Source organism: Mesorhizobium sp. KR2-14, assembly GCF_040049255.1.
GTDB lineage: Bacteria > Pseudomonadota > Alphaproteobacteria > Rhizobiales > Rhizobiaceae > Pseudaminobacter.
Window position 1 is genome coordinate 46,482 of the sequence record NZ_JBDZDR010000001.1, and the last position, 19,652, is coordinate 66,133.

The window sequence follows — 19,652 nt, forward strand, 5'->3', positions numbered from 1 at the left end:
CGGATGCCGTTTTACTTGCCGTCGCCGGCGATGCGCACCTTGATCATGCGATCAGGCTCGCTGACAACCCCGTTGGCGGCGGGATCACCCTTTTTTATCTTGTCGACGAATTCCATGCCGCTCTCGACATTGCCGACGATGGTGTAGTTGCCGTCGAGGCCCGGGTTGGCCGCGTACATGATGAAGAACTGGGAGTTGGCGGAATTCGGGTTCTGCGCCCGCGCCATGCCGACCGTGCCGCGCACGAAATGCTCGGTGGAAAATTCCGCCGGCAGGTTGGGCAGGTCCGAGCCGCCGGTGCCCGCGCGGTCCGGGTTGAAGTCCTTGGCCATGTTGCCGAACTTGACGTCGCCGGTCTGGGCCATGAAGCCCTCGATGACACGGTGGAAGGCGACGTTGTCATAGGCGCCGTCACGCACCAGTTGCTTGATCTGGGCCACATGCTTGGGCGCCAGGTCCGGTCGCAGCGCGATGGTCACGTCGCCGTCCTTCAGCGTGATAATCATGGTGTTGTCGGGCTCCGCCGCCCAGGCCGGGAGCGAGGCGCCTGCGAGGCTGGCCATGACGACGAAAGACGAGGCAAGTCTTCTGAACTGCATGGAAATGCTCTCCGTTCCTACTTTGCAAATTTAGCGGCCAGGGCGCCGGCGACGACCTCTGGCACGAAGGGGCGAATGTCGCCGCCCATGGAAGCTATCTGCCGCACGAGTGTGGCGGTAATGGTGCGCACCGAAGGGCTGGCCGGCAGGAACACCGTGTGGAGCTCCGGCGCCATGGTCTCGTTCATGCCGGCCATCTGCATCTCATAGTCGAGATCGGTGCCGTCGCGCAGGCCGCGGATCATGATCGCGGCGTTGTGTTTCCTGGCCGCGTCGATGACCAGGCCGCTGAAGGAGACGACCTTGATTCGCCGCGCATCCTCGCCGAAGGCCGCGAAGGCGGCCGTCTCGATGAGTTCCACCCGCTCGTCGAAGGAGAACAGCGGTTTCTTGGCTGGGTGGATGCCAATGGCGGCATAGATGGTGTCGGCCACGGCCAGCGACGCCCTGAGCACCTCGAGATGGCCGTTGGTGAGAGGGTCGAACGACCCGGCGTAAATGGCGATGCGCTCTGTCATGGCAGTTTTCTAGCGAGGGCTTCGATCAAAGGCAATTGCCGGCGAACAAGCATGAACCACAGATAAAGGCCGCGATCACAACAAGTTCAAGTCGAAGCGAATAGTGTCCTGGTGGAACGGATGCAACCAAATCGCCACATCAGCATTGCAGGGCCAGGAGACCACGACGATGATGATCTATGTGCTTGCTACCGCAATGACCGTCGCGATGCTGATTGCAACTGCGTTCGCACTTCACCAGGAAACGCAGCGCCTCCGGCATCAGGAGCAGAAGGTGAAGGTGCGTTCGAAGCCCTTCGGTCCGCACTGACCCATCAACCCCGCCTCGTCCCACTGACGAGGCGGCCAATGCCGGAAGCACACGACTTCCGGCATAGTCTCCTTAATTCGTCTCGCCACCCTCGTTCGCCGAAGCTTCCGACGAACCGTTCGACGCTTCACCTTCGTCATCCTCGCCCTGAGGCTCGGAAATCCGCTCGACGGAGACGACCTTCTCGTCTTCGGCGGTGTTGAAGATGGTGACGCCCTTGGTGGCGCGGCTGGCGATGCGGATGCCATCGACCGGCACGCGGATGACCTGACCACCGTCCGACACCAGCATGATCTGGTCGTCGTTGCCCACCGGGAAGGCGGCAACGAGCTGGCCGATCTCGGCGGTCTTGGAGACGTCGGTGGCGCGGATGCCCTTGCCGCCACGGCCGGTGAGGCGGAAATCGTAGGACGACGAGCGCTTGCCGTAGCCATATTCGGTGACGGTCAGCACGAACTCCTCGCGCGCCTTCAGCTCTTCATAACGTTCGGCCGAAAGGCTGGTCTCCTCGCCGATGTCCTCGTTAGTGAGCGCGATCTCCTCGTCCTCGCCCGTCGCCAGCTTGCGCTCGGCAACCGACTGCTTGAGATAGGCCGCGCGCTCCGCCGGGGTGGCGTCGACGTGGTGCAGGATGGTCATGGAGATGGCGCGATCGGTCTCCGGCATGGAAATGCCGCGCACGCCGACCGAGTTGCGACTCTGGAAGACGCGTACGTCGCTGACGGGGAAGCGGATGCACTGGCCCGAAGCAGCCGTCAGCAGCACGTCGTCGAACTCGGTGCAGGTCTCGACGCCGAGAATCTCGTCGCCCTCCTCCTCGAGTTTCATGGCGATCTTGCCGTTGCGGTTGACCTGCACGAAGTCCGACAGCTTGTTGCGGCGCACCGTACCGCGCGTGGTGGCGAACATCACGTCGAGGTCGCCCCAGCTCGACTCGTCTTCAGGCAGCGGCATGATGGTGGTGATGCGCTCGCCCTGCTCCAGCGGCAGCATGTTGATCAACGCCTTGCCGCGCGACTGCGGATTACCCACGGGCAGGCGCCAGACCTTTTCCTTGTAGACGATGCCCCGCGAGGAGAAGAACAGCACCGGCGTATGGGTATTGACCACGAACAGCCGCGTGACGAAATCCTCGTCCTTGGTCGACATGCCCGAGCGGCCCTTGCCGCCGCGGCGCTGCGCCCGATAGAGCGAAAGCGGCACGCGCTTGATGTAGCCGGAATGACTGACGGTGACGACCATGTCCTCGCGCGGGATGAGGTCCTCGTCCTCCATGTCGGCGCCGCCTTCCGACAGCTCCGTTCGGCGCGGCGTGCCGAATTCGTCGCGAACCAGGGCAAGCTCGTCCTTGACGATCTGCTGGATGCGCGCGCGAGACGACAGGATGTCGAGATAATTGGTGATCTCGGCGCCGATCGTGTTCAACTCATCCGCGATTTCGTCGCGGCCGAGCGCGGTAAGGCGCTGCAGGCGCAGTTCGAGGATGGCGCGCGCCTGCTCCTCGGACAGGTTGTAGGTGCCGTCTTCGTTGATGCGGTGGCGTGGATCGTCGATGAGGTGGATCAGCGCCTCGACATCGGCCGCGGGCCAGCGACGCTCCATCAACTGTTCGCGCGCCGTATGCGGATCGGGCGCGTGGCGGATGAGCTTGATGACCTCGTCGATATTGGCAACCGCGATTGCCAGGCCCACCAGGACGTGGGCGCGCTCGCGCGCCTTGCGCAGCAGGTACTTGGTACGACGGCTGATCACCTCCTCGCGGAAGCTGACGAAGGCCTTCAGCATGTCGACCAGCGTCATCACTTCCGGCTTGCCACCGTTCAGCGCCACCATGTTGGCGCCGAAGGAGGTCTGCAGCGGGGTAAAGCGATAGAGCTGGTTGAGGATGACCTCGGCGTTGGCGTCGCGCTTGAGCTCGATCACGACGCGGTAGCCCTGGCGGTCGGACTCGTCGCGAATGTCGGAGATGCCCTCGATGCGCTTCTCGCGCACCAGCTCGGCCATCTTCTCGATCATCGTCGCCTTGTTCACCTGATAGGGAACCTCGGTGATGACGATGGCTTCGCGGTCGTTGCGGATCTCCTCGATATGCACGCGCCCGCGCATGACGATGGAGCCGCGGCCGCTGGAATAGGCGTTGTAGATGCCGGACCGGCCGAGCACGATACCGCCGGTCGGGAAATCCGGACCGGGCACGATTTCCATCAGCGACGGCAGATCGATAGCCGGATTTTCGATGATGGCGATGGCGCCGTTGCAGACCTCGATGAGGTTGTGCGGCGGAATGTTGGTGGCCATGCCGACGGCGATGCCGCCCGAGCCGTTGACCAGCAGGTTGGGGAAGCGGGCCGGAAGAACACGCGGCTCCCTGCCTGACGCGTCGTAGGTGTCCTGGAAATCGACCGTTTCCTTGTCGATGTCCTCGAGCAGTTCGTGCGCGACCTTAGTGAGGCGCGACTCGGTATAACGCATCGCTGCCGGGGGATCGCCGTCGATAGAGCCGAAATTACCCTGCCCGTCGATCATCGGCACGCGCATCGACCAGTCCTGCGCCATGCGGACCAAGGCGTCGTAGATCGAGGCGTCGCCGTGCGGGTGATATTTACCCATGACGTCGGCGACCGGGCGCGCCGACTTCACATATTTGCGGTTCCAGTGGTAGCCGCTCTCATGGGAGGCGTAGAGAATGCGCCGGTGAACCGGCTTCAAACCGTCACGGACGTCCGGAAGCGCACGACTGACGATGACGCTCATCGCATAGTCGAGATATGAACGCTGCATCTCCTCGATAATCGAGACAGGCTCGATGTCGGAGGGGCCGCCGGGTCCACCCGGTATTTTCTGTTCGGTCAAATTAGATCACTGAGTCGTTGGGAATCACTTCTCCCTTATATAGGAACGGATTGGAATTCTCCAACGCGCCCCCGGCTTTTCCAGAACTGTTTTACATCGAGATTTCAAGAAGATACAAGAATTTGCAAAGAGTGCGACACCATGGCGGGAAAATCGGGCAAGGTTTGTCCAAGATGCCGTGCAGCCGCCGCAAAACGGGACTGGCGCAGACGACGGCGGCAGGCTAGCCTGCATCCCGGAGGGTGATGGATGCTGAATTTCGAGAACGTTTTCAATGCCTTCGTGACGATCCTCGTCACCATCGACCCGCCGGGGCTGGCGCCGATCTTTCTTGCGGTGACGCGTGGCATGACGCGGCACGAGCGTCGGCAGGTCTCGATCCGCGCCAGTGTGATCGGTTTCGGGGTTCTGGCGCTGTTCGCCATTGCCGGCGCAGCGATCCTGTCGGTGTTCGGCATCACGCTGCCGGCCTTCCGAGTGGCGGGCGGCTTCCTGCTCTTCTTCATCGCTTTCGAGATGGTCTTCGAGAAGCGGCAGGACCGGAAGGAGAAGATTTCGGACGTGGCGATCACGCGCGACCACATCCACAACATCGCAGCCTTCCCGCTGGCCATACCGCTGATTGCCGGGCCGGGTGCGATTTCTGCCACGGTGCTGCTTTCCGGCTCGTTCCAGGGCTGGGCCGCGCAGGCGGCGCTGGTCGGCATTATCTTTGCCAGCCTGGTGTTGACCTATCTGGTCTTTTTCCTGGCTGAGCGCATCGACAGCCTGCTCGGGCAGACCGGACGGTCGATCCTGACGCGGTTGCTAGGCGTGATCCTGGCGGCGCTTGCCGTGCAGTTCGTGGCCGATGGCATCAAGGCTCTGGCGGCTATGTAGCCGTCGGCGACGGGATTTCACATTGCAGGCTCGGAGCACAGCGTGTTCCCTCGGCGCCTGATGGATGGGCATAAGGCCGAGGAGGTACCAACGAAAAGGGCAGCCCATGGGCTGCCCTTTTTGATTGATAACCGGCCGAATGCACGGCTGAAGCGGAAGCTTAGAACGGTTGTGTGGAACAATCCGAACTTTCTTCACGCAACGCATTGATTTCACTACACATTATGTGGTCACCGCAAAATGGTTGTCAACTAATGCCCCCAATTGGCGCAAAATCGTCATCCTTGTTTACAAAATCAGCGCAGCCAAGAAGGGGCTCATTGCCGCCCCTCTGCCGGACCAAGGTCCGGCATTCACCCCGCTAGGATATTTCTAGCAAACGATTTTTCGCTGTAATTAAGGCGTCGAACAACCAACCACTATCGGCATTCGGACGTGCTTTACGCGCCGGTGCGCCTTACTACTCATTAAAACTAGGGGGTCGGCGGCCAACTCGTTCTAAATCGCAATCCGTAGCCGCCGTTTTCATCTGCAATGATGAACTGGACCCCATGGCGCTCCAAAGCCTCCTTAATCCGCAGGCGGGTTTCGAGCCGGATACGAACATTCGATTCAAGGTTGGATATCGTTTTCGGACTCACACCTGCGGCCTCGGCCAAATCCTGCTGGCCCAAGTCTAATCCAATCCGAGCAAGGCGCAGCAGCTGAGGCGGGACATCCATTCCGCTTATTTATTCTCAAAAAAAAACGGTTACCAGCGACATGCAAAAACATGCTATTTACTAGCACGTTCATGCTAGTGATTCGCAGATAAATACCGATTGCAGGCACTTTCGATGCATTTGGCTGCGGACGTCAGCCGAAACTCACGAATCAAAACGAAAAAGGCGCGCAAGATGCTCATTTTTAGCCATGAAAATTCGCCGGAAATTCGCTCAATAATTGACAGCGAGGCACGGAGATTTTCTGCGCTTGCTACAGACTTATCCAGGCTAGCGAAAGATGGGGCGCTCAATCCGTTCGACGGGTTGTTCCCCAAAAATCCACCAGTGCTCGAATTTTGGAGCCTGGGGTTTCGCCGAGCATCTTGTCTGACAGGTCTCTCATCTGGCCATCCGATTTTGTATGGCGACCGACGTGAAATCGTAACTTCCGATTTAGTCGCTTTCAGTGAAGAGCTCGGCTGGGCACGCACGCGGTCAAGGTGGTATCGGCTGGGTCAAAGAGCGCCCTCCATGTCATCGAATTGAGGGGCGTCGCCATGATATCCGTACTTTCAAGATTCCTTATCCGCCAGGCAAAACGCGCCGCGCGCGATGCCGTCATTCAAAAAGCCATTCTTCCGGTCCTATCGGTTAAAGAGAGGGATGGCGGCGATGTGGTCGACAGCAGTAGCAGCTCGCCAGTGCGACTTTTCCGTTCATGGCTGAATTGAGTGGAGGGACCATGAATACGCAGCCGAATGCAGATGAGGTTCTCCGCGAGCTCGGACGCCGCGCAGCTGGGCTAAGTCCAGCAGACGTCGAACGCATTGTGCGCGAAAGTCGGCGAGCCGCTCGGCGCGCTGATCGCGCGCTTCAGTTTAATGATCTGGTTCAGGCATTGGGGCAAACCAAGCCGCCTCTCTCCGCGCATGTTCGTCGGCGACTGGCCATCCACGAGGCGGGGCATTTCGTTGCTCATCTGACATTGGGGGTTGGGCTTGTCTCCGCGATATCTATCGACACGATGGAGGGAGGAGGCTGGATCAGAATGGAGCAGCCTCGGGACCAGGAGGCTACCGAAGATCACCTCGAAAAAATGCTTGTGCTTTACCTCGCTGGTCGCGTGGCGGAGGAGCAAATCCTGGGCAACGCGGCCGCCGGTTCAGGTGGCAGCGCACAGAGTGATCTGGCCATCGCTACACGGCTGGCGCTCGACATGGAAACCAGGTTGGGTTTCGGCGAAGAGATGTCGTTGATCTACCTGGACGTCAAGGACGTCGCCTGGACGCTCCTTTCACATAAGGAACTTGCGCGCCGGGTAAACTCCAGGCTCTATGACGCGGAGGGGGTGATGCACGTCGCCCTCGACGATCTCGCTGCGCTGGTAGCACCCAAGCAGGTGGTCATCTGCGAAGGAAACCCGATGGGCTCGGTGCCAGGGAAAAATACCGAGCACGACGCTCGAATCTACGAAGCTATCTTCGCTGACGAGATGCCCGATACCACCTTCATTTCTGCCGGAAACTCGAAGGAAGTACAGAACGATTTCATCGGATTGGCGACCGTGCTGCCGAAGCTTGCCTCCGGCATGAAAATCATTCGCCTGATCGATCTGGACGATCACACCCTGACCGACATCGCCGCCTTCAAAAGCAAAGGCATAAACGTTCTGAGCCTTCGACACCTCGAAGCCTATCTCTACGATGACGAAGTGTTGACCGCCCTTTGCGACTCGGTCGAAAGGCCCGAGAAGGCGGCGGACTTAATCGCCGCCAAGGGTGCTGCGATCGCCAGCGTGGTGAGCCAAGGCCACCCCGCGGACGACATCAAGAAAGCCGCAGGCAACATCTATGTCGAGGCCAAGAAAATGCTATCGCTAACGCAGGCGGGCAATGATGCCCCGGCGTTCGCGCGGAACACGCTGTCAAAGCTAATCAAGCCCGGCATGGCCATCTATGACAAGCTGCGCAAGGACGTGTTTGGGAACTGACTAGATACCAGCCCCATCATCATCATCGGATGTCCGCTCTAAGGCGCGCTGCCGCCGAAGTGCGGCGGTGAACGACCGCTTTCCCAGCTTTTGCGGGCCAGAAGCGGTCTATTCGCTGTTGAACGGTCTGAGTTTGGCGATTACTGATCGCAACTCGTCGTTTGCAATCATGAGGACGCGCGTAGCTATTTTGGCTTCGATAATAACTTCGAGAGCGTCTTGCCCGTCGGCCCATGGCAATTTTCATCGACAATCCCAGCCGCGACGAGACGGTCGTCAATGCTTCTTTGTTTCACGGCGTCCTCGTCGTCCGATGAGAGGAAGCGCGAGCGGCAATATAATACTCCGTCATCTATCCGCAGGGTGCGGGAAGATTGGCGGGCGAGATCCACTTTCAGGGTGGTGACGAGGCGTGGAAGGGGGACATCGAAGTCTTGACAGAAATATCCCTTGAGCTTCGTGGTCGAGGGGCCGATGTCGATCGCATCGCATAGCGCGAAGCCAGGGGACACGATGTCCGCACAGCCGATCATTATTCGGATCACGACGTCCAGCGCGGATTCATGCCTCATTGCAAAGCTAAGAGTGCCATTCTGGTAAGTCGCTGCGCCAATGGCAACCGAACCTTCAAATGCCCGGATGAGTTCAGAGCGGTCGCGTAGCCTGTCTAGCGCCTCTGCGGCCTTCGCCACGAAAGTCCCGTGTCCGCCGAAGAAATGTCGGATGTCTCTCTGAATGCGGGGAGAGAGCGAGGAGTAGCGTGGCGCGCCGGGGAACAGTGACAACGCACCGAACACCACAAGATCGTCGAACCGGGCTCTCGCGATGGCCTCGAGTGCTGAGAAATCGTGGATGCCTTCGAGAAGTTGCATCGCGCGCCGGAAGGACACGCGGCATCTGGCAAGGGCGTCGAGGACCGACCGATCCAGTTCCTCCTGCGCCGGGACGCGCCCCAACTCGAGTGCCGCCTGCCATATGTCATGCAAAATGGGGGCGATGACCTCGACAAGCTCCGGGCGCGGTACCGCAGCCGCCCTCTCTCGGCGGGGCACGGAGTATTTCTCCGTGAGCATCGCCGCGCGCGAACGGCGAGCGTAGGCTGCCTCCTGCTCGAGATTTTTATCCCGGAAAACGCCCACGATGCCGGGCGCAAGCGAGACGGCACGCTCACTGAGCGTTTCACCGACCCACGAGAGCAGTTCCTCCTGCGTATAGTATTTCTGGAAAGTAGAGCGCGAGGTCAGGAAGCCGTCGCCGTGAGGGCGTTGGCCCGAAACGTCAGCCTTCACCAATAGCATAGCGCTTACCGCCATGGCGCGCTCCGCAAACGACCAGGCCACTCGGAGCGTCTCCTCGCGCTCATGGCGGCTCTCAATGACGTTCACAACAAACCCGAGGTTGACAACGTCCGCTTTTCGGCGCTGCCCGTCCGGCCTGTGAGCAGGGTCCCATCCGAAAGCATGGAAACCGTTCTCGACCAGCCGCGCAAAGCTGGATGACTTCGGCGACGGCAAGGATTATCCGGTCGCGGATTGAGTAAATTTTAGGAGAATAGTCCTGCGCCGCCATCCGCTCGCGGTCGGCGATCAGGGCGGCCATGAACTCTTCATGGGGTCCATCTAGCCATGGCTGGAAATGCCGACACGTATAGCAAGCGAACGGAACCGCCAAGCCGCAGAAACTCATCTGGCCGCAGGTGCCAAGCGGGCCCCCGGCGTTGTCTATAACTGAACGGTCGTAAATGCGGCTGGATCGGTCATCCCCCGTCGCGCATCGACTTCGGTCTTGACGATGACCCCGGAAAAAGCTTGGGCGAGCGGAGCCATTTCCATGGCGAGGTGGCGGTCAAGCCGCAAGACCATTGACGGGCTCGCTGCATAATAGACTCCAACATTCTGAGTATCCGAATGGTCCAGCAGTTCGGCGACGGTGTACTTATCCTTGCCATCGTCGACGGCGCGCTGTGCGAGAGTGATGCGAAATCGCTTAGTATTGGTCTTTAGTCCAGTGATGCTACCGATGACATCATTCACCATTCTTGCGATAGCATTCGATGGAATGTGATACCTCAGGCCTGGAAGCTCGCCCTCCACCGTTGACATGAACATCGGCCAATCGGCGTCATCATAGCCGAGTCGTTCGCGACGTCGGCGATTTTGATCGATGACTTTCTCAAGAAGCTGCCCGATCTGCTTGCTACAGTATCGTATCTTGAGTGAGGCTCGAATGCCCCCGCCTCGCTGTTTCGCACGGGGTATCCTTAAGGCATAAAGCTTACCTTCACCGCCTTCGGAAACGATGAGGTCACTCTCCTTTAGGGCCGCGATCTGAACTCCAATAGCCAGGCGGCAGAGCGCGCGCTTGCATAGACTTTTGACAAAACGGGATCGTTCCGCCCTAAAAAATCCGCCGCCAATTGCTCTCGGCTGAATTCGCAACAAAAAAGGCGTTGTAAAACAACGCCTTAAGTCAAATTAGTTTGCAAATTCTAGGGCATTCCACTCTAAAACGGGATCTCGTCGTCGAAATCGCGCGAGCCACCGCCACCACCACCGCCGGATCCGCCGCCGCTGCGGCCGCCACCGAAGCCACCGCCGCCGCGACCATAATCGTCGTTCGGGCCGGACTGGCCGAAATCGGAGCCGCCGCGCCCGCCGCCATAACCGACCTGGCCGCCCTCGCCGCCCTGCCCGCGCGCGTCGAGCATCTGCAGCTCGCCGCGGAACTTCTGCAGCACCACCTCAGTGGTGTAACGCTCATTGCCGTTCTGGTCCTGCCATTTGCGGGTCTGCAACTGACCCTCGACATAGACCTTCATGCCCTTCTTCAGATACTGCTCGGCGACCTTGGCGAGATTGTCGTTGAAGATCACGACGCTGTGCCACTCGGTCTTTTCCTTGCGCTCGCCCGAGCTCTTGTCGCGCCAGGATTCGGAGGTCGCGATGCGAAGGTTCACGACCGGATCACCGGAATTCAGCCGGCGAATTTCAGGGTCCGCGCCGAGATTGCCGACCAGAATGACCTTGTTGACGCTACCCGCCATAACACCGCTCCCGCGCTCGTCCTAACTCTACTGCACCGATTGCCCGCGCATCCTATCCGATCGCGGCCGCGCCGGGCGCCTGCGGCTGCGAAAATCGAACAATGTCCACAAATGTTTTGTTCTATTTTTGTTCTAGATGGAGTTTCGGCAAATTTCAAGCGCCTTGGAGTGAGAAAGCGTGTCTGCCGACCGAGCTGTTCCATAGGACTGACATAAAGCGGCCTCGCCGCTCTCAATCAGGAGCGCGCGAGGCCCTGCTGGCATATCTGCCTGACTTGCCGGGAGTATTTCACCGGCTTTTTCGGATGCTTCGCGGCCTTCAGCCGACGATCCGACTGGTGTTTCAGCTTATTTTTCTTGATTACAGAGGCCGACGTGCCGGGTACCTTCGGGTTGTCAGACCCGCTGCGGCTCCATCAAGGGGAGCCATTTGAGACTGTCCGGTGGGATCATGCCTCCCTCCTGAGTCGCTTGCTCCAACGTCTCCACGACTTCCGTTCGCAGGTTTGTGGCGTCTCGCAAACCGCCCTTTGGCAGCGAAGAGCAACTTGCTCAGCCGCAGATGACAACGTCATTGTGCGCCCGCCGTGCCATGGGGTCAATGCGCAAATTCCGGCAGGGAAAAATTGTTATCCCGAACGACTACTGCCGACGGTGAAATGTCAGCAGAGCGTTCGACCTTTGTTCTTTTCACTTGCCGCATCCGCCCAAAGGCGGCTAAACCCCGGCTTGAGGAGCTTTAGGCATCCCTCGACACAGTTGAGAGAATACCTACATGACGGGTTTGGCCGGTCATACCAGCCAAGCCAGGTAACATTTTGAAATCGAGGCGGCGACCCGGCATGGCCGAGCACAAATTCCTCTCCATTCGCGGCGCGCGCGAACACAACCTCAAGAACGTCGATCTCGACCTGCCCCGCGACTCGCTGATCGTGATGACCGGCCTGTCAGGCTCGGGCAAGTCTTCGCTGGCTTTCGACACGATCTATGCGGAAGGCCAGCGGCGCTATGTGGAAAGCCTGTCGGCCTATGCGCGGCAGTTCCTCGAGATGATGCAGAAGCCGGACGTCGACCAGATCGACGGCCTGTCGCCGGCCATTTCCATCGAGCAGAAGACGACCTCGCGCAACCCGCGCTCGACGGTCGGCACGGTCACCGAAATCTACGACTACATGCGCCTGCTGTTCGCGCGCGTGGGCGTGCCCTACTCACCGGCAACCGGCCTGCCGATCGAGAGCCAGACGGTGAGCCAGATGGTCGACCGGGTGCTGGCGCTGGACGAAGGCACGCGCCTCTACATCATGGCGCCGCTGGTGCGGGGCCGCAAAGGCGAATACCGCAAGGAACTGGCGGAGCTACAGAAGAAGGGTTTTCAGCGCGTCAAGGTGGACGGCACCTTCTACGAGATCGCCGACGTGCCCGCGCTGGACAAGAAGTACAAGCACGACATCGACGTCGTCGTGGACCGCATTGTGGTGCGCGGCGATCTGGCGACGCGACTGGCCGACTCTATGGAAACGGCGCTGAAGCTGGCCGACGGCCTTGCGGTTGCCGAATTCGCCGACAAGCCGCTGCCCCCGGAGGAGACGGCGGAGGGTGGCGCGGCCAACAAGTCGGCCAACGAGACGCATGAGCGCATCCTGTTCTCGGAAAAGTTCGCCTGCCCGGTTTCGGGTTTCACCATTCCCGAGATTGAGCCGCGACTGTTCTCGTTCAACAACCCTTTCGGCGCCTGCCCGACCTGCGACGGCCTGGGCAGCCAGCGCGCAATCGACCCCAACCTGGTGGTGCCGGACGACAACGTTTCGCTGCGCGACGGCGCGGTGAGCCCGTGGGCGAAATCGACATCGCCCTATTACGCTCAGACGCTGGAGGCGCTGGGCAAGGCGTATGGCTTCAAGCTGGGTGACAAGTTCAAGGATCTGAGCGACGAGGCCAGGCAGGCCATTCTGCACGGCACCGGCAGCCGCGAGATCACCTTCAACTATGACGACGGCCTGCGCTCCTACAAGACGACCAAGACCTTCGAGGGCGTGATACCCAACCTCGAGCGCCGCTGGAAGGAGACCGAATCGGCCTGGATGCGCGAGGAGATCGAGCGCTTCATGTCGGCCACCCCCTGCCCGGCCTGCAATGGCTATCGCCTGAAGCCGGAGGCGCTGGCGGTAAAGGTCGGTGACAAGCACATAGGCCAGGTGACGGAGCTTTCGATCCGCAAGGCGAATTCCTGGTTCGAGGAACTGCCGGCGCAGCTCAATGACAAGCAGAACGAGATTGCGGTGCGCATCCTCAAGGAGATCCGCGAGCGCCTGCGCTTCCTCAATGATGTCGGCCTGGATTATCTGACGCTGGCGCGCAATTCCGGCACGCTGTCGGGCGGCGAGAGCCAGCGCATCCGCCTGGCCTCGCAGATCGGCTCGGGCCTGACCGGGGTGCTCTACGTGCTCGACGAACCGTCGATCGGACTGCACCAGCGCGACAACGACCGGCTGCTCGATACGCTCAAGCATCTGCGCGACCTGGGCAACACGGTCATCGTGGTGGAGCATGACGAGGACGCGATCCTCACCGCCGACTACGTCGTCGACATCGGCCCCGCCGCCGGCATTCATGGCGGACAGATCATCGCGCAGGGTACGCCGGCCGAGATCATGGACAACCCGAACTCGATCACCGGCAAGTACCTCAGCGGCGAGCTCGAGGTTCACGTGCCAGAGGCGCGGCGGCAGATGAAGAAAGGTCGGCGCATCAAGGTGGTGGGCGCGCGCGGCAACAACCTGAAGAATGTCACCGCCGAGATACCGCTCGGCACCTTCACCGCCGTCACCGGCGTTTCGGGCGGCGGCAAGTCGACCTTCCTGATCGAGACGCTGTTCAAGGCCGCGTCGCGGCGCATCATGGGCTCGCGCGAGCACCCAGCCGAGCACGACCGCATCGAGGGATTGGAATTCCTCGACAAGGTGATCGACATCGACCAGTCGCCAATCGGCCGCACGCCGCGCTCCAACCCTGCCACCTATACCGGCGCCTTCACGCCGATCCGCGACTGGTTCGCGGGCCTGCCGGAAGCCAAGGCGCGCGGCTACCAGCCCGGCCGCTTCTCCTTCAACGTGAAGGGCGGCCGCTGCGAGGCCTGCCAGGGCGACGGCGTCATCAAGATCGAGATGCACTTCCTGCCCGACGTCTACGTCACCTGCGACGTCTGCCACGGCAAGCGCTACAACCGCGAAACGCTGGACGTCACCTTCAAGGGCAAGTCGATCGCCGACGTGCTGGAGATGACGGTGGAGGAAGGCGTCGAGTTCTTCTCGGCCGTGCCTGCGGTGCGCGACAAGCTGGAGACGCTGGCCAAGGTTGGTCTGGGCTACATCCATGTCGGCCAGCAGGCGACGACGCTGTCGGGCGGCGAGGCACAGCGCATCAAGCTCGCCAAAGAACTGTCGCGCAAGGCGACAGGCAAGACACTCTACATCCTCGACGAGCCGACGACCGGCCTGCACTTCCACGATGTGGCCAAGCTTCTGGAGGTGCTGCACGAACTGGTCGAACAGGGCAACACGGTGGTGGTGATCGAGCACAATCTGGAAGTCATCAAGACCGCCGACTGGATCCTCGACCTCGGGCCCGAAGGCGGCGACGGCGGCGGTGAACTCGTGGCTGCCGGCACGCCCGAGGACATCATTGCCGAGCCGCGCAGCTACACCGGCCAGTTCCTGAAGGAGCTGCTGGAACGGCGGCCGAAGGGAAAACGCGAAGCTGCGGAGTGATGGACGAGAGCGGCATCGTTTCAATCGAAAGCCGGTTCGGTGTTTCCGATACTTCGACCGGCTGCCGGAAACGGTGACGAAGCTCGGCCGAGCGGCAATGCCCCCCGGCCGCGTAGGGGGCGGTGCCAGATCCATCGCATAAGCTTAGATTTTTCGAGTTGAGGTGGAGGAGCGTATGACCAAGTCGGGGACCATTCGCGCAGGCATGGGAGGCTGGACTTTCGAGCCCTGGGACACCTCCTTCTATCCTGAAAAGCTGCCCAAGGCGAAGCAGCTCCAATATGCCAGCCGCCAGGTGCCGACCATCGAGGTCAATGGCACCTATTATTCGAGCTTCAAGGAACCGACCTTCGTCAAATGGGCCAGCGAGGCGCCGGACGGCTTCGTCTATTCGCTGAAGGGCAACCGCTTCGTCACCAATCGCCGCGTGCTCGGAGAAGCAGGCGAATCCATGATGCGCTTCCTGGGCTCAGGCATTGTGGCGCTGGGCGAAAAGCTGGGGCCGATCCTGTGGCAGTTCGCGCCGACCAAGAAATTCGATCATGACGACTTCGAGGCCTTTCTGAAGCTGCTGCCGGAAAAACAGGACGGCGTGGCGCTGCGCCACACAGTTGAAGTGCGCCACCCCTCATTCGTCGTACCCGAATTCGTGGCGTTGGCGCGCAAATACAATGTGCCCGTAGTCTATGCCGACCACGCCACCTACCCGGCCATCGCCGACATTACCGGAGATTTCGTCTATGCGCGGCTGCAGACCGGCTCGGACGACATTGCGACCTGCTATGCCCCCAAGGCGCTCGATGAATGGGCTACGCGGGCCAAGACCTGGGCGGAGGGCGGCGTGCCGGCTGACCTGCCACGCGCGGACCCCGCGTATGACGCACCGGTGAAGCCGCGGGACGTGTTCGTCTATTTCATTACGTCCGGAAAAATACATGCGCCGCACGGCGCAATCGCCTTCATGCAGCGCATCTGAACGCCAGGCATGGCAAGGGCGGCAAGGCCGAAGCCCGCCGCCCCTAACGACCAGATTAGTTGACCAGCACTCAGTTGCCGCGGCCGATCAAGCGGGGGCTGTTGCCGACTTGCCCAGCATAGGCGCCGATCGATGCACTGGAGCCGTAGTTGGCGGAGCTGGGTGCATGGACAACCGACGAGGCCGGAACCGCATCGCCCTGGCGCGGCAGAGGCACGGACGCGGCCGTGGAAGCGGCAACGGCGTCTTGGTTGATGACCACGGCCGGCGCGGCATCGCCCTGGCGCTCGTTGGCAAAAGCGGTACCCGAAGCGAGCAGGATGGCTGCGACAGCAAGAATGGTCTTGTTCATTTCAATTCTCCAATAGTCTCTATTTCAAACCTTTCGGTCAGCTGCGGTGCAGCGCCGATGGAGTGTAGATATGTGAACGATAGCGAGGGAATTAGGCGTCAAATGGTGAACGATGTGTCGGCTGGAGCGCCGTCAAAAGCGCGTGCATGAGGCACGCGTTCGTTCACCGCCTCACATTCGAAACGATGGACATCGCCCACCCACAGGCATAGCTTTCGGCGATCGCGCAAATGCCTGACTGAGTCTTGGGAGAAGACCAAATGAGCATTACCGACGCATCGCCATCTCTCTACAACGACGATCTGGCCCCCGCGAAAGTGCGTAACTGGGGAGCGTTCAGCATATTCAACGTCTGGACATCGGACGTTCACAGCCTGTGGGGCTATTATCTTGCCGCCAGCCTTTTTCTTTTCTGCGGCAGCTTTGTAAACTTCCTCATCGCAATCGGCATCGGCTCGCTGATAATCTACGTGCTCATGAACCTGATCGGCAATGCGGGCGTGAAAACCGGCGTGCCGTTCCCAGTGCTGGCGCGCGCGTCTTTCGGAATCTGGGGCGCCAACATCCCGGCCCTGGTGCGGGCGATTGTGGCCTGCTTCTGGTACGGCGCGCAGACCGCGGCGGCGTCGGGCGCCATTGTGGCGCTGCTGATCCGCACCGAGTGGTTTGCGAGCTTTCACCAGGATGTGCATGTGCTCGGCCACTCAGGGCTCGAGGTCGTGTGTTTCCTGGTGGTGTGGGCCCTGCAGCTGCTGATCATCCAGCGTGGCATGGAAACCGTCCGGCGCTTCCAGGACTGGGCGGGACCGGCGGTCTGGATCATGATGCTGATCCTTGCCGTCTATCTGTGCTGGAAGGCCGGTAGCTTCGCCGTCACCAGCGACATTCCCATGGACGTGCTGCTGGAGAAGACCAAGGATGCGGGCGTTCCGGGCCTGCCGGGCTCCGTGCCCGCGCTGGCGGCCGCGGCGGCGATCTGGGTTACCTATTTCTCCGCGCTCTACCTGAACTTCTGCGACTTCTCGCGTTATGCCCCAAACCAGGCGGCGGTGCGCAAGGGCAACATATGGGGCCTGCCGGTCAACCTGATCCTGTTCTCGCTGGTCGCCGGCGTGACCACCATCGCCGCCTATGACGTCTATGGCGAGGTGCTTCTGCACCCCGACCAGATCTCGGCCAAGTTCGACAGCTACTTCCTGGCCCTGCTGGCCGCCCTCACCTTCGCGGTCGCCACGCTCGGCATCAACGTGGTCGCAAACTTCGTCTCGCCGGCCTTCGACTTCTCCAACGTCTTTCCCAGGCAGATCGACTTCAAGAAGGGTGGCTACATCGCTGCGCTGATCGCGCTGGCTCTCTATCCATTCGCGCCATGGGAAAGCGGTGCGGCCGTCTTCGTCGGCATCATCGGCGCCACCATGGGCCCGATCTTCGGGGTGATGATGGTGGATTACTATCTCATCCGGAAGGGCGAGATGAATGTGGCCGATCTCTATCGCGAGAACGGGGAATTCCGCTTCCAGGCCGGCTGGCACGTCAACGCCTTCATCGCCGCCGGCATCGGTGCGCTGTTCTCGTCGATCCTGCCCAACTTCACCAACTGGCTGCCGGAATGGTGGGGTGTCTATGGCTGGTTCTTCGGCGTCGCCATCGCCGGGGTTATCTACTACGCCCTTCGCATGGCGAGGCGCGGCGCCGGCCACGTTGCGGCCAGGGCATAGTCACGGCGCCAGTCGCAGTGATGGGCGAACGCATAGCGTTCGCCCGCCGCTCTCAGTGGGCCGCCAACGCCTCCGCTCATTCGTGATACCGCATGAAAAAGGCTCGGCCCGAAATCGCTGCCGATTTTCGGGCCGAGCTTTTTTCTTCCGGGCTTCTTGACCCGCCTTCGCGTCCGGCGACGCGGCGGCTAGACGAGCCGGCTCTGCTCTACCGCCGCCTCGATGAAGCTTGCAAACAGCGGATGCGGATCGAGCGGGCGGCTCTTGAGCTCGGGGTGATATTGCACGCCGATGAACCACGGATGGTCCGGATACTCGACCGTCTCGGGCAGCACGCCGTCGGGCGACATGCCAGCGAACACCAACCCGCACTCTTCCAGCCGTTCCTTGTAGTCGACGTTGACCTCATAGCGGTGGCGATGGCGCTCGTGAATAATGGTGTCGCCGTAGATTTCGGCGATCTTCGAGCCCGCGGCGAGATGAGACTCGTATGCGCCGAGACGCATGGTGCCGCCCAAATCGCCGGCCGCCTGGCGCTTCTCGAGCATGTTGCCCTTCAGCCACTCGGTCATCAGGCCGACGACAGGCTCGCTGGTGGGGCCGAATTCGGTCGAAGAGGCCTTCTGAACCCCGGCAAGCGAACGCGCCGCCTCGATGCAGGCCATCTGCATGCCGAAGCAGATGCCGAAATATGGCACCTTGTGCTCGCGGGCGAACTTGGCGGCCAGGATCTTGCCTTCCGCTCCACGTTCGCCGAAGCCGCCCGGAACCAGGATGCCATGCACCTTTTCCAGCCACGGCACCGGGTCTTCCTTTTCGAAGATCTCGGCCTCGATCCAGTCCAGCTTGACCTTGACCCGGTTGGCCAGGCCGCCGTGAGACAGCGCTTCAATCAGAGATTTGTAGGCATCCTTGAGGCCGGTGTACTTGCCGACCACCGCGATGGTGACTTCGCCCTCGGGGTTGTGGATAAGCTGGGAGACATGCTGCCACTGGTCAAGGCGCGGCTTGGGCGCGGGGTCGATACCGAACGCAGCCAGGACTTCCGAATCCAGCCCTTCGTTGTGATAGGCCAGCGGCACATCGTAGATGTGGCCGACGTCCAGCGCCTGGATGACTGCCGATTCGCGCACATTGCAGAACAGCGAAAGCTTCCTGCGCTCTTCCTTGGGAATGGCCCTGTCGGCGCGTACCAGCAGGATGTCCGGGGCGATGCCGATCGAGCGCAGTTCCTTGACCGAATGCTGGGTGGGCTTGGTCTTCAGTTCGCCGGCCGTCGGGATATACGGCATCAGGGTCAGATGGACATAGACCGCATTGTTGCGCGGCAGGTCGTTGCCGAGCTGGCGAATGGCTTCCAGGAACGGCATCGCCTCGATGTCGCCCACCGTGCCGCCGATCTCGCACAGGACGAAATCGAAATCGTCGTTTCCGGCCAGGATGAAATTCTTGATCTCGTCGGTGACGTGCGGAATGACCTGGACGGTCGCGCCCAGATAGTCGCCGCGCCGCTCGCGCTCGATGATGTTCTTGTAGATGCGGCCGGTGGTGATGCTGTCGCTCTGATTGGCCGAGCGGCCAGTGAAGCGCTCGTAGTGACCGAGGTCGAGGTCGGTTTCGGCCCCGTCATCGGTCACGAACACCTCGCCGTGCTGATACGGCGACATCGTGCCGGGATCCACATTCAGATAGGGATCGAGTTTACGGATGCGCACGCGGTAACCGCGTGCCTGCAAGAGAGCACCGAGTGCTGCCGCGGCTATGCCTTTTCCGAGGGAAGAAACCACGCCGCCAGTGATGAATACGTATCGCGCCATGGGAGTCATCGCTTATCGCTGTAGGATTGATTCCGCCAGTGAAAAATCCGCGCAGGGCGCATTTTCCCGGCAATGATTTTTTTGGGCGCCAGGCGCCCAAACAAAAAGGGCCGGCAGGGCCGGCCC

General features: G+C 60.9%; 15 protein-coding genes. 7 read left to right on the forward strand and 8 right to left on the reverse strand.

The window, feature by feature from the left end; genetic code table 11:
- Positions 1–11: 11 nt before the first annotated feature.
- Positions 12–599 carry a peptidylprolyl isomerase gene (locus tag ABLE86_RS00225; protein ID WP_348776911.1) on the reverse strand — a complete coding sequence of 196 codons (588 nt, stop codon included), beginning with the start codon at positions 597–599 and terminating at the stop codon, positions 12–14.
- Between the two features lie 17 nt (positions 600–616).
- Entirely contained in the window at positions 617–1,117 is a 501-nt protein-coding gene (gene coaD / locus ABLE86_RS00230) for a pantetheine-phosphate adenylyltransferase (RefSeq protein WP_348776912.1), read from the reverse strand.
- Between the two features lie 169 nt (positions 1,118–1,286).
- On the opposite strand from coaD, the gene ABLE86_RS00235 reads away from it, so the two are divergent.
- On the forward strand, positions 1,287–1,427 hold the full coding sequence (locus ABLE86_RS00235) for a hypothetical protein (protein ID WP_348776913.1): 141 nt from the start codon (positions 1,287–1,289) through the stop codon (positions 1,425–1,427).
- Positions 1,428–1,499: 72 nt separating this feature from the next.
- On the opposite strand, the gene gyrA is transcribed toward ABLE86_RS00235, so the two are convergent.
- On the reverse strand, positions 1,500–4,280 hold the full coding sequence (gene gyrA / locus ABLE86_RS00240) for a DNA gyrase subunit A (protein ID WP_348776914.1): 2,781 nt from the start codon (positions 4,278–4,280) through the stop codon (positions 1,500–1,502).
- Positions 4,281–4,529: 249 nt separating this feature from the next.
- Here gyrA and ABLE86_RS00245 point away from each other — a divergent pair, with 249 nt between their 5' ends.
- From ABLE86_RS00245 to ABLE86_RS00255, 3 genes are all read left to right on the forward strand, one after another.
- Positions 4,530–5,159 (forward strand): MarC family protein, encoded by a 630-nt coding sequence (locus tag ABLE86_RS00245; RefSeq protein ID WP_348776915.1) that lies wholly within the window; start codon positions 4,530–4,532, stop codon positions 5,157–5,159.
- Between the two features lie 1,261 nt (positions 5,160–6,420).
- Complete coding sequence (locus ABLE86_RS00250; protein WP_348776916.1) at positions 6,421–6,594, forward strand: hypothetical protein; 174 nt, start codon at positions 6,421–6,423, stop codon at positions 6,592–6,594.
- Positions 6,595–6,605: 11 nt separating this feature from the next.
- On the forward strand, positions 6,606–7,853 hold the full coding sequence (locus ABLE86_RS00255; protein WP_348776917.1) for a hypothetical protein: 1,248 nt from the start codon (positions 6,606–6,608) through the stop codon (positions 7,851–7,853).
- A 185-nt stretch (positions 7,854–8,038) separates the two neighbouring features.
- On the opposite strand, the gene ABLE86_RS00260 is transcribed toward ABLE86_RS00255, so the two are convergent.
- The 3 genes from ABLE86_RS00260 to ssb all read right to left on the reverse strand — a co-directional run bounded on the left by ABLE86_RS00260 (position 8,039) and on the right by ssb (position 10,896).
- Positions 8,039–9,367 (reverse strand): DNA phosphorothioation-associated putative methyltransferase, encoded by a 1,329-nt coding sequence (locus ABLE86_RS00260; RefSeq protein WP_348776918.1) that lies wholly within the window; start codon positions 9,365–9,367, stop codon positions 8,039–8,041.
- 207 nt (positions 9,368–9,574) lie between these two features.
- Complete coding sequence (locus ABLE86_RS00265) at positions 9,575–10,294, reverse strand: hypothetical protein (protein ID WP_348776919.1); 720 nt, start codon at positions 10,292–10,294, stop codon at positions 9,575–9,577.
- A 62-nt stretch (positions 10,295–10,356) separates the two neighbouring features.
- Positions 10,357–10,896, reverse strand: a complete 540-nt coding sequence (gene ssb, locus ABLE86_RS00270; protein ID WP_348776920.1) for a single-stranded DNA-binding protein — start codon at positions 10,894–10,896, stop codon at positions 10,357–10,359.
- A gap of 842 nt (positions 10,897–11,738) precedes the next feature.
- Here ssb and uvrA point away from each other — a divergent pair.
- Together uvrA and ABLE86_RS00280 are read left to right on the forward strand one after the other, a co-directional pair.
- Positions 11,739–14,663 carry an excinuclease ABC subunit UvrA gene (gene uvrA, locus ABLE86_RS00275; protein WP_348776921.1) on the forward strand — a complete coding sequence of 975 codons (2,925 nt, stop codon included), beginning with the start codon at positions 11,739–11,741 and terminating at the stop codon, positions 14,661–14,663.
- 175 nt (positions 14,664–14,838) lie between these two features.
- Positions 14,839–15,639 (forward strand): DUF72 domain-containing protein, encoded by an 801-nt coding sequence (locus ABLE86_RS00280; RefSeq protein WP_348776922.1) that lies wholly within the window; start codon positions 14,839–14,841, stop codon positions 15,637–15,639.
- Between the two features lie 70 nt (positions 15,640–15,709).
- On the opposite strand, the gene ABLE86_RS00285 is transcribed toward ABLE86_RS00280, so the two are convergent.
- The gene (locus ABLE86_RS00285) at positions 15,710–15,991 is read right to left on the reverse strand and encodes a hypothetical protein (protein WP_348776923.1); all 282 of its coding nucleotides are present in this window, start codon (positions 15,989–15,991) and stop codon (positions 15,710–15,712) included.
- 260 nt (positions 15,992–16,251) lie between these two features.
- On the opposite strand from ABLE86_RS00285, the gene ABLE86_RS00290 reads away from it, so the two are divergent.
- Complete coding sequence (locus tag ABLE86_RS00290) at positions 16,252–17,709, forward strand: NCS1 family nucleobase:cation symporter-1 (protein ID WP_348776924.1); 1,458 nt, start codon at positions 16,252–16,254, stop codon at positions 17,707–17,709.
- 188 nt (positions 17,710–17,897) lie between these two features.
- Here ABLE86_RS00290 and ABLE86_RS00295 read toward each other — a convergent pair whose 3' ends face one another.
- Complete coding sequence (locus tag ABLE86_RS00295) at positions 17,898–19,526, reverse strand: CTP synthase (protein WP_348776925.1); 1,629 nt, start codon at positions 19,524–19,526, stop codon at positions 17,898–17,900.
- Positions 19,527–19,652: the final 126 nt, after the last annotated feature.

Excerpts from the sequence above, each read along its gene's own strand:
- ABLE86_RS00225 (WP_348776911.1), bottom strand. The coding sequence starts at position 599 with ATGCAGTTCAGAAGACTTGCCTCGTCTTTCGTCGTCATGGCCAGCCTC.
- coaD (WP_348776912.1), bottom strand. The coding sequence starts at position 1,117 with ATGACAGAGCGCATCGCCATTTACGCCGGGTCGTTCGACCCTCTCACC.
- ABLE86_RS00235 (WP_348776913.1), top strand. The coding sequence starts at position 1,287 with ATGATGATCTATGTGCTTGCTACCGCAATGACCGTCGCGATGCTGATT.
- ABLE86_RS00245 (WP_348776915.1), top strand. The coding sequence starts at position 4,530 with ATGCTGAATTTCGAGAACGTTTTCAATGCCTTCGTGACGATCCTCGTC.
- ABLE86_RS00250 (WP_348776916.1), top strand. The coding sequence starts at position 6,421 with ATGATATCCGTACTTTCAAGATTCCTTATCCGCCAGGCAAAACGCGCC.
- ABLE86_RS00255 (WP_348776917.1), top strand. The coding sequence starts at position 6,606 with ATGAATACGCAGCCGAATGCAGATGAGGTTCTCCGCGAGCTCGGACGC.
- ssb (WP_348776920.1), bottom strand. The coding sequence starts at position 10,896 with ATGGCGGGTAGCGTCAACAAGGTCATTCTGGTCGGCAATCTCGGCGCG.
- uvrA (WP_348776921.1), top strand. The coding sequence starts at position 11,739 with ATGGCCGAGCACAAATTCCTCTCCATTCGCGGCGCGCGCGAACACAAC.
- ABLE86_RS00280 (WP_348776922.1), top strand. The coding sequence starts at position 14,839 with ATGACCAAGTCGGGGACCATTCGCGCAGGCATGGGAGGCTGGACTTTC.
- ABLE86_RS00285 (WP_348776923.1), bottom strand. The coding sequence starts at position 15,991 with ATGAACAAGACCATTCTTGCTGTCGCAGCCATCCTGCTCGCTTCGGGT.
- ABLE86_RS00290 (WP_348776924.1), top strand. The coding sequence starts at position 16,252 with ATGAGCATTACCGACGCATCGCCATCTCTCTACAACGACGATCTGGCC.
- ABLE86_RS00295 (WP_348776925.1), bottom strand. The coding sequence starts at position 19,526 with ATGGCGCGATACGTATTCATCACTGGCGGCGTGGTTTCTTCCCTCGGA.